The following is a 13,270-nucleotide window of genomic DNA, read 5'->3' as shown; positions in this document are numbered from 1 at the left end:
GGCACCGGGGCCTGTCCGGTCAGGAGGCGGCGGCGGAGGGCCCGGCATCCGCCGCCGGTGCGGCGGAGGACGAGGCATCGAGATCGACCTTCACCCCGAACAGGGCATCAAGACCGGTCAGATACGATTCCTGCTCGCCGGCCCTGGCCAATTCGCGCGCGCGCACCATGGGGGTGTGCAGCAGCACCCCGGTGAGGTGGCGCAGCGCCTGCTCGGTTTGCTCGCTTGAGTCTCCGCGGCTGCGCGCCCGGGCGATCTCGGCGTCGCGCAGCTCGAACATGTAGGTGCGCAGCGCCACCACTGCGGGGGCGAGGCTCTGCTCCTCGGCGACGGCCGAGAACTTGCGGGCGGCGCGGCCCACGAGTTCGCGGGCCTCATCGGTGGCGTTGAGCTCTTCCAGCGGCGCGTGGATGCTGATGGTCTCGAGGTCGAGCAGCTCGACGCCCGCCACGTCCACCACGTTCGGGGCCACGTTGCGCGGAAGACCCAGATCGATGATGAGCTGCGGTGGGGCCTCGGGTGCGGCATCCGCCGGGCACAGGCGAACGGCTTCCGCCTCGGTGTCGAGGGTGTGGGAATTCACGCCGACGGCGGCACGGCCGGCCAGGATGAGCGCGGCGTCGATGACATGCTCCTCTCCGAGCGTGCACGTGACGACAACGTCGGCACGGGCGACCTCGCCGGCGAAGTCGGCGGCGGGCACGGCGTCGATGCCGTGGGACGACGCGAACTTCTGCGCCCGGCCCGACGGCGAGTAGACGCGCACGTTCTCCGCGCCGCGATCACGCAGCGCGGCGAGGGACGCCCCGGCGTAGCGCCCGGTGCCTACGAGGAGCACCCGGGCCGTAGCCCAGTCACTCACCCGGCTCTCGGCGAGTTCGAGGGACAGCCGCACGAGCGATCGCCCGGCCGATCCGATGCCGGTGCGATTCTTCACCCCGCGTGATGTTTGTGAGGCGCGCTGAAACAGCCGTTCGAGCTCGGGGCTCGTGGTGCCGGCGGCCCTGGCCTGCTCAAGCGACCGACGCACCTGCCCGGCAATCTCTCCCTCACCGACGACCACGGATTCGAGTCCGCTCGTGACCGCGAACAGATGTTCGGCGACGCCGTTGCCGTGCACCAGAGTCAGGGTCTCGCGGAGGGTGTCTTGCGGCACGCCCGTGTTCGCGCTCACGGCTTCGATCGCCGCGAACACGGCGGGAAGCGGCGAGACGCCGTAGGGTTCGTCGAGATCGAGGTAGGCCTCGAAGCGGTTGCACGTGGCCACGATCACGACACCGCTCAAGGCAACGTGCTTGGCCACAATGTGCCCGGCCGTCTCGCCGCCGCCAACAGACAGCATCTCCAGCACATCAAAGCTGGAGTTCTTGTGACTGGCGGACAACAAAATTAGCATCATTCGATTCTAGAGGCCGAGGCTGGGAGCTTCGACTCGCCGATTTCAGGGATTGTTGAGAGAATGTAGCCGATGATCCTCGACGCGCAGCACCCTCTGTCCTCCGGCGTCACCGCCGACTCCCGCCTGATTCGGGCCTATCAGGGCACCCGCCCCGACGTGACGCCCGTATGGTTCATGCGCCAGGCCGGTCGATCACTGCCGGAATACCGCGAACTGCGCGTAGGGACGCGCATGCTCGACGTGTGCCTGGACCCCGCACTGGCGAGCGAAATCACCCTGCAGCCCGTGCGTCGTCACAATGTGGACGCCGGCATTTTCTTCAGCGACATCGTCGTTCCGCTGAAGCTCGTGGGTGTCGATGTTGAAATCGTGCCGGGCCGGGGCCCCGTGCTCGGCAAGGCCGTGCGCAAGAAGGCTGATGTTCAGGAACTGACCGCCCTCGATCCCGCTCTTCTCGATGAGGCGCTCGCCCCCATCAGAGAGGCGGTCGGCCGCACGGTGGCCGAGCTCGGATCCACGCCGCTCATCGGTTTCGCGGGGGCACCCTTCACGCTCGCGGCCTACCTCGTGGAGGGTGGCCCGTCGAAGGATCACCTGCACGCGCGCGCCCTGATGCACTCCGACCCGGAGTCCTGGCAGCAGCTCATGCAGTGGACCGCGGATGTCACCGGTCGCTTCCTGCGCGCCCAGGTGGTTGCCGGCGCGAGTGCGGCGCAACTCTTTGACTCATGGGCCGGCGCATTGTCGCTGTCCGACTACGCGGCATCCGTCGCCCCCGCCTCAGCGGCCGCCATCGCCCACGTGCGTGACCTCGGCTACACCGAGCACCCGGTGGGCGCCGATGCGGTCGAGCGCAACGTGCCGATCGTGCACTTCGGAGTCGGTACGGGTGAACTCCTGAAGGAGATGCACAACATCGGCGCCGACGTCGTGGGCGTTGACTACCGCGTTCCGCTTGATGAGGCCAACCGTCGCCTCGGCGGCGTCGTGCCGGTGCAGGGAAACGTTGATCCCGCGCTGCTCACGGCACCCTGGCCGGTGCTCGAGGCCCACGTGCGCGACGTGCTCGAACGTGGGCGCACGGCGCCGGCGCACGTGCTCAACCTCGGCCACGGCGTTCCGCCGGGGACCGACCCCGACGTGCTCACCCGTTTGGTTTCGCTCGTGCATTCCGTCAGCGCCGAGAACTAGGCCGGCATGCAGGATGTCCTGGTCATCGGCGGGGGAATCGCCGGTCTGGTCGCCGCCCGCTCGTGTGCGCGTCTCGGCCTGAGCGTCACCGTTATCGAGGCCGCGGATGCCGTGGGTGGCCCCGTTGCCGGCCACGATGTCGCCGGCCTCCGCCTCGACAGCGGCGCGGAGAGCTTCGCCGTGCGCGGCGGGACGGTCGCCGCATTCTTGGAGGAACTCGGACTCACGGCCGAAATCGTGGCCCCGAACCCGGCAGGGGCGTGGTTGCACCTTCCCGCGCTGAAGGCCGGTCAGAACCCGGTAAGCGTTCCGCTGCCGCAGGCCGGGGTGCTCGGGATACCCGGCTCGCCGCTCGCCGACGACGTGCGCTCGGTAATCGGCTGGGGCGGCGCGCTGCGCGCTTACCTGGATCGACTCATGCCCGTGCTCACGATCGGGCGGGAGCACAGCCTCGGGGACCTCGTCGCCAAGCGGATGGGACGCCGCGTGCTCGAACGCCTCGTGGAACCGGTGGCCTCCGGCGTGTACACGACATCGAGCCGCGACCTGGAGGTCGACGTGGTCGCTCCCGGGCTCAACCGCGCGCTGACCACCACCGGCTCGCTCTCCGGCGCCGTGCTGGCCCTGCGTTCCGGTGCCCCGGCCGGATCTGCCGTGGGCGGGCTGCGCGGCGGAATGTCCAGTCTTCCCGCCGCGCTCCTGGCAGATCTGAATCACTTCGGTGCGGTCATCGAGACGGGCCGCACGGCCACACAGCTCACTCGCACGGAGGCTACCGACGGCAGCGAGCCGGCGTGGGCGGTCACCCTCGCTCCACCCGTGGCCGATTCCGACGCCAACGGGATCGAAGAAACCGGTGACATCGAGACGCACGTCGCCGACGTCGGCGAGGCCCAACGCACGGCGCGTTTTGTGATTCTGGCGACGCCGGGCCGGCAGGCGCTTCGTCTGTTGGCGCCGATCGGCGCAGCCCAGGACGCGCTGAGCGAACTGGACTGGCCCGCCCCGACCGCCGTGACGCTCGCGACGCTCGTGCTCGACGCCCCTGAACTCGACGCTCACCCGCGCGGTACCGGTGTGCTGGTGGCCGCCGAAGCCACCGACGTCAGCGCCAAGGCGCTCACCCACGTCACCGCGAAGTGGTCCTGGGTGGCTGCGGCCGCCGGAGCCGGCCAACACGTCGTTCGCCTGTCCTACGGTCGTGCCGGTCATCCGAATCCCGCCGACGGGCTGAGCGACGAGGATTTCGAGATGCTCGCGCTTCGCGACGCGTCGACGCTTCTCGGCGTGTCCCTGTCCGCGGGCATGGTGCGGGGTTTTGCGCGCACCGAGTGGCGCGACGCCATCTCACCCGCCACGGTCGGAGCGCCCGAGCGCGCATCGAAGGTTCGGGAGGCTCTGGCCGACACTCCCGGACTTGAGGTCACGGGCGCGTGGCTTGCCGGAACCGGTCTGGCCTCGGTCATCCCGGATGCCCTCGCGGCAGCGGCGCGCATCCGACAGGCGTCGCTGGGCCTCTGAGAACGGATCAGGCCTGATCCGCCGTACATTCACAGCGTCAATCGCGTTACTGTGGGTATCTAAACCTCGACGAATGGAGTCTCAATGCGCGGAAAGCTGCTGTTCATCACGGGTGGCCTGGTGGGGTATGTGCTGGGTGCACGTGCCGGACGCAAACGCTACGACCAGATCGCAGCCACCGCCAACGACCTCTGGAACGCTCCCCCCGTGCAGCGTCGGGTCACGGAAGCGCGCGACTTTGGCCTTGAACTGGTCGGCGACGTTCCCGGAGTTCTCCTCGACGCCGGCAAGAAGTTCGTTTCATCCGTCGCCGGCAAGGCCTCGCAGGGCGACTCGCGCCCGTCGACGAGCACCGCAGGGCCGGAGAAGCCCGCTGCGGCCGAAGATTTCAGCGCCCACTAGGCGTCCGATCTACAGCATCCCGTTCATCACTACCGCGTTTCATGGCACCGGGAAGGGTCACCCGTGACTTCTAGTGGATTCAACCCCAAGAGCAAACGATCAATTGTCGCGCTGCTCGCTGAATTGCCCGGTCAGATCAGCGATCTGATCAAGGCCGAGCTCGACGCCTTCAAGGCCGAATTCGCGAGCAAGGCCAAGAACTTCGGCGTGGGCGCCGCGCTTTTCATCGTGGCTGCCGCCATCGGGTTCTTCGCGCTGGGGGTTCTGGTCGCGTTGCTGATCATCGTCTTCGCGCTGTTCCTGCCGCTCTGGCTGGCCACGCTCATCGTGCTCGTCCTGCTGCTCGCGATGGCGGCGGTGCTCGTGTTGGTGGGCGTCAACCGGGTCAAGGCCGCCACGGCGCCGGATCCGGATGGCGTGCACGCCAGTCTTCGCCACGATGTCGACGCATTCAAAGGGGTTGGTAGCTATGAAAACTGACAAGACGCAGAGCATCGAGCCCGTGGGTCATGAGCCTCACGGCAAGAGCGAGTTGCGAGCAGAGGCCACGCGCGCCCGGGCCCAGCTCGCGAGCACGCTCGACGCGATCGAACTCAAGCTCAACGTGCCCAAGCAGTTGAGAATCGCCAAGCGTCGTTTTCACGTGGCCCTGCTGCGCCTCGGCGATGACAACCCCGCTGCCCTCGCCGGAATCGCCATCGGCGCTGCGGTTTCCGTGGGCACGGTCGTGTGGCTCGGCGCCCGAGCGGTGCTGTCCAACCGCTCCTGAGCATCCGCTCCCGCGGTCGGGGTGCGGCAGGCTCGGATCGCATTTTGCTGCTGGACCGTTTTGAGAGCACACTAGGGATATGACTCACCCGGCTGCCGGAGAGGCAGTAGACCCTACAGTGACCGCACCTTCCATCAACAGTGAGGCCCCCGAAGCCTCGCCACAGGGATTCACGCTCTTCACGGTGTTGCGCAAAGACCCGCACAACCCCGACGACCTCGACGGTCGAGATGTTCCGCACGCCGTCAACGAGCTCGATGACATTGTTGCGCTCGTCGAAGCCGAGGGCGTCACCGTGCGCGGGTTCTACGATGTGTCCGGCCTCAAGGCCGATGCCGACGCGATGATTTGGACCCACGCGCCGGAAGCGGAGACTCTGCAATGGGCGAACCGCGAACTGCGCCGGAGTCGCCTGCTGAAGAGCCTGCTGCCCACCTGGAACGCCATGGGCGTGCACCGCGACGCCGAGTTCAACAAGAGCCACGTTCCCGCGTTCCTGCGCGGCGTCGAGCCGAAGGCCTGGCTCACCGTCTACCCTTTCGTGCGCAGCTTCGAGTGGTACCTGCTCCCCGAGGCCGAGCGCAGCGCGATGCTCGCCGACCACGGACGCAAGGGTGCCGCCTACCGGGGCGCGCTCGCCAACACCGTCTCGGCTTTCGCCCTCGGTGACTACGAGTGGCTCCTGCCGATCGAGAGCGACGAACTCGTGGAGCTCGTCGACCTGATGCGCGGCCTGCGCGCGACCGAGGCGCGCCGCCACGTTCGGGAGGAGATTCCGTTCTTCACCGGACGTCGCATCTCCACCGCCGAACTCGTCGAGGTGCTTCAGTAGTGGCCGCATACGACGCCATCCTGCTCGCCGGCTTCGGCGGTCCGGAGGGCCAAGACGATGTGATTCCGTTCCTGCGCAACGTGACCGGTGGTCGCGGCATCCCCGAGGAACGTCTCGAAGAGGTCGCGACCCACTACCGCCACTTCGGCGGAGTGAGCCCGATCAACGATCAGAACCGCGTACTGAAGGCCGCCCTGCAGGTCGAGCTCGACCGTCGCGGCATCGACCTGCCCGTGATCTGGGGCAACCGCAACTGGGCGCCGTACCTCAGCGACACCATCAGCGAGGCGCACGGCGCCGGCCAGGACCGCCTGCTGGCGATCGCCACGAGCGCATACAGCTCGTATTCGGGATGCCGTCAGTACCGCGAAGACTTCGCCGCCGCCCTCGCGACGACCCACCTCGAGGGCGTCGTGCACATCGACAAGGTGCGCCAGTTCTTCGACCACCCCGGATTCGTCACGCCGTTCGTCACCGGGGTGGCGCACGGCCTGGCGGATGTTGCGGCGCAGCTTCCCGGCATCGACCTTGACACCGAGGTCGAGATTCTGTTCTCTACGCACTCGATCCCGATGACGGATGCCGACAAGAGCGGCCCGGCCGAGCGCGGTTTCGGCGAAGGCGGCGCCTACGAGGCGCAGCATCGCGCAGTCGCGCAGGTCGTCATGGATGCCCTGGTGCCACCGGATCTCGACACGCTCGATCCAGGTGAGTCCACGGTTCCGCTCGCAACGTCGTGGCAGCTCGTGTACCAGTCCCGCAGCGGTCCGCCCAGCATGCCGTGGCTCGAGCCCGATATCAACGACGCGATCGCCCTGCTGCCCGCACGGGGCATCCGTGCGGTCGTTATCGTGCCGCTCGGCTTCGTGAGCGACCACATGGAGGTCATGTGGGACCTCGACAACGAGGCAATGGAGACCAGCGAGAAGAACGGTCTTTTCGCCGTGCGCGTTCCCACTCCCGGAGTGTCACCGGACTTTGTGAGCGGCCTCATCGACCTGGTCGAAGAGCGCCTGAACGATACCCCGGACGCCGACCGCAAGGCGGTCACCGATCTGGGCCCCTGGTACGACGTGTGTCGCCCCGGGTGTTGCGAGAACGTGCGTCTCGGCTTCAAGCCGGCCGTCGCGGGGGTTGCGCCGTGAGCGTGATTCGCGTTGGCACGCGCCGGAGTGCCCTGGCTCTGGCCCAGACGACGACCGTTGCCAATCGCATCGCCAACTCCTCGGGGTCCGAGGTGGAGATCGTGCCGATCGTCACCCACGGTGACACGTCGACCGACTCTCTCTCGAGTCTGGGCGGCACGGGGGTGTTCGCGAGTGCCCTGCGTGAAGCCCTGTTGAACGACGAGTGCGACATTATTGTGCACTCGCTCAAGGACCTCCCGACCGACGCATACCCGGGCCTCTCTCTCGGCGCCACGCCCAAACGAGCGGATGCCCGCGATGTGTTGTGCGCCCGGTCCGGGTTCACCCTCGACACCCTCCCGGAGGGCGCGCGCGTGGGGACCGGGTCGCCGCGGCGTGTGGCGCAGCTGCTCGAGCGTAGGCCGGACCTCACCGTTGTCGACATTCGCGGCAACATCGATACCCGGCTCGGGCGCGTCGCCCCGGGTGACCTCGATGCCGTGGTGCTTGCCGCGGCCGGCCTCGGCCGGCTGGGACGTCTCGACGCCGTCAAGTCTGAACTGCTGGACCTCTCCGCGTGGCCCACAGCGCCCGGGCAAGGCGCACTCGGCATCGAGGTGCGAACCGGCAAGCTTGACCACGTGCTCGCGACCGCGCTGCAGGCGATCAACCACGTCTCCACCCAGGCCGTCGTCTCGGCGGAGCGACTTGTTTTGGCCCGGCTGGAGGCCGGGTGCGCCGCACCCATCGGTGCCACCGCGGTGCTGGACACCGGACTGTTTTTTCTCACGGCCACGGTCTACAGCCCGGACGGCACCCAAAGGATCACCAGTTCACACGCGGCGACGCCCGATTCACATTCCGCCGAGCATCTCCACGATGCGGCGCAGGATGTGTCCGAACGTGTCGCAATCGATCTCCTGGCCGGTGGCGCGGCCGAATTTGCACCCCTGAAAGTGACAAAGTGACTTCTGCACAGCCTCTACCCAAACCTCTCGCCGGCTGGCGAGTCCTCGTCCCCCGCGGCGGTCCGTGGGGCGATCAGGTTGCCGCGAACCTGCGCTCCAAGGGCGCTCAACCCATCGTTGCCCCGATGATCAACTTTGCGGCAACAGATGACGCTCCCGCGCTCAACGAGGCGCTCACCCGTCTCGCCGCCGGCGAATTCGACTGGATGACGATCACCAGCGCGACGACGGTCGATGTGTTGGCCTCGCACCGCGCGGTCGTGGCCCCGGGCACGCGCATTGCCGCGGTCGGCGAGACCACCGCAGCGGCGCTCATCGCCGCCGGGTACCGCGTCGACATCGTGCCCTCCGAGGAGAACTCGGCGCGCGGCCTGCTGGAGGAGTGGGAGACGGCCACCGCCGGCGTCATTCCCCTGCGCGTGCTCACGCTGCGCAGCGAGATCGCCAAGCCCCTGCTCACCGAGGGCCTGCGGCGCATCGGCCACAACGTGGAATCCGTCGTGGCGTACCGCACCATCGGCGTTCCCGTGAGCGACCAGGTCGTCGCCGACGTGAACGCCGGGCTCGTGCGGGCCGTGCTCGTGACCAGCGGCAGCGTGGCACGTCAGGTGCAGGACCAGTTCGGGCTGATCCCCGAGAACACTCTCGTCGCGTGCATCGGGCCGCAGACCGCGAAGGACGCACGGGCCATGGGCCTGCGCGTCGACGTGATCGCCCATGAACGCACGGCCGCTTCTCTCATCGAGGCGCTCGTCACGGTGGCCGAAGCCCGCTGAGAGTGACGCACCAGCGGGTGACGAACGCGGGAGCGGGGCAGCGCGGCGGCGTAGGGTTAGGGGCGTGAGTACCCCCGTTATCCGCCCGCGACGCCTGCGCACCACCCCAGCGCTTCGTCGCCTGGCCAGTGAAATCCGTGTCCACCCCGCCGAGCTCGTCCTGCCCATGTTCGTGCGTGAGGGCAACGAGACGATTCCGATCCAGTCGATGCCCGGTGTCGTGCAGCACAGCGTCGACAGCGCGCGCCGTGCTGTCGTGGCCGCCGCGGAAGCCGGCATCGGGGGGGTGATGCTGTTCGGCGTTCCCGATGTGAGAGACGCCACCGGGACCGGCGCGACCGACCCGAACGGCATCCTCAACGTGGCCACGCGGGCCCTCGTCGAGGAGATCGGCGATACCCTCGTCGTGCAGACCGACCTGTGCCTCGACGAATTCACCGATCACGGCCACTGCGGCGTGCTCGCCGCCGATGGCCGTGTTGACAACGACGCCACCCTGCTGCGCTACAGCGATATGGCCATCGCCCAGGCATCCGGCGGATCGGCCCTTCTCGGCCTCAGCGGCATGATGGACGGCCAGGTCGCGGCCGTGCGCTCCAGCCTCGACGCCGCCGGCTTCGAAGACACCGCGGTTCTGGCCTACTCCGCCAAGTACGCCTCCGCCTATTACGGCCCCTTCCGTGAGGCCGTTGCCTCGACGCTCGTCGGAAACCGCCGCACGTACCAGCTTGACCCGGCGAACCGCCGCGAGGGCGTGCGGGAGACGCAGATCGACATCGACGAGGGCGCCGACATCGTGATGGTCAAGCCCGCCGGCAGTTACCTCGACGTGCTGGCGGAGGTCGCCGCCATGAGCCCGGTGCCGGTGTGGGCCTACCAAGTGTCCGGCGAGTACGCGATGATCGAAGCGGCCGCAGCACAGGGCTGGATTGATCGTCGCCGCGCGGTCGAAGAGTCAATTCTGAGCATCCGCAGGGCCGGCGCTGACGCCGTGCTCACCTACTGGGCCGTCGAGCTCGCCAACTGGTTGAATGAGGAACGAGCATGACCCACAACGACGAACTCTTTGAACGCGCGCAGCAGGCCATCCCGGGCGGTGTGAACTCGCCCGTGCGCGCCTTCCGCTCCGTGGGCGGCACTCCGCTCTTTCTGGTGAAAGCGCAGGGCGCCTACGTCACCGACTCCGACGGGCGCGATTACGTCGACCTCGTGAGCTCCTGGGGTCCGGCCATTCTCGGCCACGCGCACCCCAGCGTGGTGAAGGCAGTTCAGGATGCCGCCGCCCTCGGCCTCTCGTTCGGCGCCTCGACGCCGGCCGAGACCGAACTGGCCGAACTCGTGAAGGAACGCGTCGGTGCGGTCGAGAAGCTGCGACTCGTCTCCACCGGAACCGAGGCCACCATGACCGCGATTCGTCTCGCGCGTGGATTCACCGGTCGTGAGCTGCTGATCAAGTTCGCCGGTCACTACCACGGCCATTCGGACGGACTCTTGGCCGAGGCCGGTTCCGGCCTCGCGACGCTTGCCCTGCCCGGCTCCGCCGGCGTCACCGCGGCCACTGCCGCGCAAACCCTCGTGTTGCCCTACAACGACCTCGATGCGGTGAGGGCCGCCTTCGAGGCGCACCCGGGGCGCATTGCCGCGGTCATCACCGAGGCCGCCGCCGCCAACATGGGCGTCGTGGCTCCCGACCCCGGCTTCAACGCCGGGCTCGCCGCGCTCGTGCACGAGTACGGTGCCCTGCTCATCTTCGACGAGGTGCTCACCGGGTTCCGCGTGGGACCGGGCGGATACTGGGGCCTCGAGAACGCGACCGATGACCGGTACAAGCCCGACCTGCTCACCTTCGGCAAGATCATCGGTGGAGGCCTACCCGTTGCCGCGCTCGGCGGTCGCGCCGACGTGATGGACTACCTCGCACCCCAGGGGCCGGTGTACCAGGCCGGAACCCTGTCGGGTAACCCCGTGGCCGTCGCCGCCGGCATCGCGACCCTGAAGGCCGTGGACTCCGCGGTGTACGAGCACATCGACGCCACGTCACTCCTGCTGTCAGAGGCCGTCTCTGCCGCGCTGGCCGCGGAGGGCGTCGCCCACCGGGTGCAGCGGGCGGGCAACCTGTTCAGTTTCGTTTTCGGCGCGGAGGCCGAGGCGCGGGCGCCGCGCACCTACGCCGAGGTGCAGCGTCAGGAGGTCTTCCGCTACGGTCCGTTCTTCCACGCCATGCTCGAGGGTGGCGTCTCCTTGCCGCCGTCGGTGTTCGAGGCGTGGTTCGTGTCGAACTCCCATGATGAGACCGCCATCGGCCGCATTTTCGACGCTCTCCCGGCAGCCGCCCGCGCCGCGGCGGCCGCCACGGCATAGTCCGTCGTCCCCGTAGCCCGCGCCAGGAAGGGCCGAGGGCGACGCTGAGGAACACATGGACGCGCCGCCACGGGACGTGCACGTGCCCTATTTCGCCCGGCTCGCCCGTCAGTGACGGAACCCTCAGCGCCGAGTCCGCGATGGCCATTCGGCGGGGCTTCGGAGAGCCGGCAATGGGGGAGGTCCGGGCGCGAGGCCCTCGCGGTGGGGCCGCGCCGGCATCGGAATGTTGGTGCGGATTGGGACCAATTGTTGGATTCGGCGACATGGACGCTGCCCGAACCGGCAGACTAGGGACATGGCTTCACTGAGCGTCCACCCCGATCGGCTTGAGATCCACCTCACCCGCACCGAGCGAACGCTGGCCGTGCGCCGGGAGTCCCTCGTGGTGCAGCGGGAGAACATCCGCTCGGTGATCATTACGGAAGATCCGTGGATCTGGCTGCGCGGCATCCGCTCGCCGGGCACGTTCATACCGCTCGTGCTGGCCGCCGGCACCTGGAAATTCCATGGCGGCAAGGACTTTGTGTCGATCAAGCGTCACCGCCAGGCCGTGGTGATCGACCTCGTCGACGAAGAATTCTCGCGCCTGATTCTCACGAGTCAGCACGCCCCCGACCTGATCGCGTCACTGCAACTCGACCACCGGTAGACGGCGCACTCAGCCGAACAGGGTCACGAGAAAGAGCACGAAGCCGATGAGCGGCAGCGTGCCCTGGATCAGCGCGGCGCGGGTGTAGTTCCGGCCGGACGTGCGCAGCACGATTGCCGCGAGCACCATGCAGGCCGTTGCGAACAGGATGAGGGTCACGCCGGGGACCCACAGCCCACCGAAGTACAGGCCGAGGCCGAAAACGGCGCCGAACCCGAGGAACAGGTTGTAAAAGCCCTGGTTGTAGGCCATGGGCTTCATAGTGTTCGCGCTCGCCTGGTTCTTCACGCCGAAGCGCTTCCAGACCGTGGGGCGCTCCCACCATACGCTCTCCATGAGGAAGATGTACCCGTGCAGCAGGGCGGCGAGGGCGACGAAGAATCCTGCGACATAGGGCATGACCTCAGCCTACGTGGCTGGATGTCATGGCCTGGGGGTCAGGTGACGTCGCGCTTCCAGCTGACGAAGTAACCGGCCACCGTGAATACGACGGCATAGGCCAGCAACACGAGGCCGCCCTGCCACCACTCGAGCAGGGCGCCGGACGCGGCCGGGCTCAGAATCGAATAGAAACTCGCACCCACGAGGGCGTCGGAGGCTGCGCCGGGCAGATACTGTCCCAGCGTCGCGGTCCAATCAATGAAGGATGCCGCCAGCCGCAGCAGGGGCTCCACGAATTGGGTGAACGCGAGCACGATCACGATGGCCGCGACCTGGCTCGGAACCAGAACGCCGAGTCCGACGCCCACGATCGCCCAGAGCGCCATTGCGAGCACGAGCCTGCCGACGAGCGCCCACGTGTCGCTTTCGCCGAGGAGCGGGTCCACGTCGAACGCGGTCAGGGTGAGTGCGCCGGTGCCGACAGAGGCGAAGACCGAGACGATTCCGAAGCCGGCGCCGATGACGAACAGGGCGACCACCTTCGCGGTGAGTACGCTGCCCCGGCGGGGATTCGCCAGGAACGTGGGGGTGAGAGTCTGGTGCCGTACTTCTCCGGTCGTGGCGAGGGCGCCGATCAGTACCGGGAACACGTAGCCAATCGTGGCGCCGAAGCTGTAGATGAGTGGCGGCAGCGCGGCGACGTTGGGAGTGCCCGCTCCGCCGCCGCTGGCCACTGCGGCCGGGATGGATCCGTTGGCGATGCCGCCGAAGAGCGCCGCGAGCCCGACGGAGAGGAGGGCGACATAGCCGAAGAGCACCAGCAGGAGCACCCACCACATGCGGGTGGTGAGGATTTTGACGAACTCGGCGTTCACCCCGCGCAGCAGCATG

Annotated in this window: 15 protein-coding genes; 12 read left to right on the top strand and 3 right to left on the bottom strand. The window is 68.0% G+C overall.

What is annotated here, in order from left to right; translation table 11 throughout:
- Nucleotides 1–19 precede the first annotated feature (19 nt).
- Nucleotides 20–1,396 (bottom strand): glutamyl-tRNA reductase, encoded by a 1,377-nt coding sequence (locus tag AC1MB9_RS14430; protein WP_479964660.1) that lies wholly within the window; start codon nt 1,394–1,396, stop codon nt 20–22.
- 72 nt (nt 1,397–1,468) lie between these two features.
- On the opposite strand from AC1MB9_RS14430, the gene hemE reads away from it, so the two are divergent.
- The 12 genes from hemE (at nt 1,469) to AC1MB9_RS14370 (ending at nt 11,998) form a co-directional block, all read left to right on the top strand.
- A complete protein-coding gene (gene hemE / locus AC1MB9_RS14425; protein ID WP_479962620.1) occupies nt 1,469–2,590 on the top strand; it encodes a uroporphyrinogen decarboxylase in 1,122 nt (373 codons plus the stop codon).
- Nucleotides 2,591–2,596: 6 nt separating this feature from the next.
- Entirely contained in the window at nt 2,597–4,111 is a 1,515-nt protein-coding gene (locus AC1MB9_RS14420; RefSeq protein ID WP_479962619.1) for a protoporphyrinogen/coproporphyrinogen oxidase, read from the top strand.
- An 84-nt stretch (nt 4,112–4,195) separates the two neighbouring features.
- Nucleotides 4,196–4,513, top strand: a complete 318-nt coding sequence (locus AC1MB9_RS14415) for a hypothetical protein (protein ID WP_479962618.1) — start codon at nt 4,196–4,198, stop codon at nt 4,511–4,513.
- A gap of 63 nt (nt 4,514–4,576) precedes the next feature.
- Entirely contained in the window at nt 4,577–4,993 is a 417-nt protein-coding gene (locus AC1MB9_RS14410) for a phage holin family protein (RefSeq protein ID WP_479962617.1), read from the top strand.
- Nucleotides 4,983–5,282 carry a DUF3618 domain-containing protein gene (locus AC1MB9_RS14405; RefSeq protein WP_479962616.1) on the top strand — a complete coding sequence of 100 codons (300 nt, stop codon included), beginning with the start codon at nt 4,983–4,985 and terminating at the stop codon, nt 5,280–5,282. The genes AC1MB9_RS14410 and AC1MB9_RS14405 overlap by 11 nt, the downstream gene beginning before the upstream one ends.
- A 79-nt stretch (nt 5,283–5,361) precedes the next feature.
- Nucleotides 5,362–6,114: a hydrogen peroxide-dependent heme synthase gene (gene hemQ, locus AC1MB9_RS14400; RefSeq protein ID WP_479962615.1), complete on the top strand. Its 753-nt coding sequence runs from the start codon at nt 5,362–5,364 to the stop codon at nt 6,112–6,114.
- Nucleotides 6,114–7,259 carry a ferrochelatase gene (locus AC1MB9_RS14395; RefSeq protein WP_479962614.1) on the top strand — a complete coding sequence of 382 codons (1,146 nt, stop codon included), beginning with the start codon at nt 6,114–6,116 and terminating at the stop codon, nt 7,257–7,259. Before hemQ ends, AC1MB9_RS14395 begins: the two co-directional genes overlap by 1 nt.
- Nucleotides 7,256–8,209 carry a hydroxymethylbilane synthase gene (gene hemC / locus AC1MB9_RS14390; protein ID WP_479962613.1) on the top strand — a complete coding sequence of 318 codons (954 nt, stop codon included), beginning with the start codon at nt 7,256–7,258 and terminating at the stop codon, nt 8,207–8,209. The genes AC1MB9_RS14395 and hemC overlap by 4 nt, the downstream gene beginning before the upstream one ends.
- Nucleotides 8,206–8,985: a uroporphyrinogen-III synthase gene (locus AC1MB9_RS14385; RefSeq protein WP_479962612.1), complete on the top strand. Its 780-nt coding sequence runs from the start codon at nt 8,206–8,208 to the stop codon at nt 8,983–8,985. Before hemC ends, AC1MB9_RS14385 begins: the two co-directional genes overlap by 4 nt.
- Before the next feature lie 64 nt (nt 8,986–9,049).
- A complete protein-coding gene (hemB, locus tag AC1MB9_RS14380) occupies nt 9,050–10,033 on the top strand; it encodes a porphobilinogen synthase (RefSeq protein WP_479962611.1) in 984 nt (327 codons plus the stop codon).
- Complete coding sequence (gene hemL / locus AC1MB9_RS14375) at nt 10,030–11,346, top strand: glutamate-1-semialdehyde 2,1-aminomutase (protein WP_479962610.1); 1,317 nt, start codon at nt 10,030–10,032, stop codon at nt 11,344–11,346. The genes hemB and hemL overlap by 4 nt, the downstream gene beginning before the upstream one ends.
- 298 nt (nt 11,347–11,644) lie before the next feature.
- A complete protein-coding gene (locus AC1MB9_RS14370; protein WP_479962609.1) occupies nt 11,645–11,998 on the top strand; it encodes a hypothetical protein in 354 nt (117 codons plus the stop codon).
- 9 nt (nt 11,999–12,007) lie between these two features.
- On the opposite strand, the gene AC1MB9_RS14365 is transcribed toward AC1MB9_RS14370, so the two are convergent.
- Complete coding sequence (locus AC1MB9_RS14365) at nt 12,008–12,397, bottom strand: DUF1304 domain-containing protein (protein ID WP_479962608.1); 390 nt, start codon at nt 12,395–12,397, stop codon at nt 12,008–12,010.
- A gap of 38 nt (nt 12,398–12,435) precedes the next feature.
- Nucleotides 12,436–13,269 carry an ABC transporter permease gene (locus AC1MB9_RS14360; RefSeq protein ID WP_479964659.1) on the bottom strand — a complete coding sequence of 278 codons (834 nt, stop codon included), beginning with the start codon at nt 13,267–13,269 and terminating at the stop codon, nt 12,436–12,438.
- Nucleotide 13,270: the final 1 nt, after the last annotated feature.

It is taken from the genome of Cryobacterium sp. AP27 (assembly GCF_056680495.1).
The sequence above is the reverse complement of the archived record's forward strand: the minus strand, read 5'-3'. Positions and strand labels throughout refer to the sequence as shown.

Coding starts and splice junctions, on each gene's coding strand:
- AC1MB9_RS14430 (WP_479964660.1), bottom strand. CDS start 1,396: ATGCTAATTTTGTTGTCCGCCAGTCACAAGAACTCCAGCTTTGATGTG.
- hemE (WP_479962620.1), top strand. CDS start 1,469: ATGATCCTCGACGCGCAGCACCCTCTGTCCTCCGGCGTCACCGCCGAC.
- AC1MB9_RS14420 (WP_479962619.1), top strand. CDS start 2,597: ATGCAGGATGTCCTGGTCATCGGCGGGGGAATCGCCGGTCTGGTCGCC.
- AC1MB9_RS14415 (WP_479962618.1), top strand. CDS start 4,196: ATGCGCGGAAAGCTGCTGTTCATCACGGGTGGCCTGGTGGGGTATGTG.
- AC1MB9_RS14405 (WP_479962616.1), top strand. CDS start 4,983: ATGAAAACTGACAAGACGCAGAGCATCGAGCCCGTGGGTCATGAGCCT.
- hemQ (WP_479962615.1), top strand. CDS start 5,362: ATGACTCACCCGGCTGCCGGAGAGGCAGTAGACCCTACAGTGACCGCA.
- hemL (WP_479962610.1), top strand. CDS start 10,030: ATGACCCACAACGACGAACTCTTTGAACGCGCGCAGCAGGCCATCCCG.
- AC1MB9_RS14370 (WP_479962609.1), top strand. CDS start 11,645: ATGGCTTCACTGAGCGTCCACCCCGATCGGCTTGAGATCCACCTCACC.
- AC1MB9_RS14365 (WP_479962608.1), bottom strand. CDS start 12,397: ATGCCCTATGTCGCAGGATTCTTCGTCGCCCTCGCCGCCCTGCTGCAC.
- AC1MB9_RS14360 (WP_479964659.1), bottom strand. CDS start 13,269: ATGCTGCTGCGCGGGGTGAACGCCGAGTTCGTCAAAATCCTCACCACC.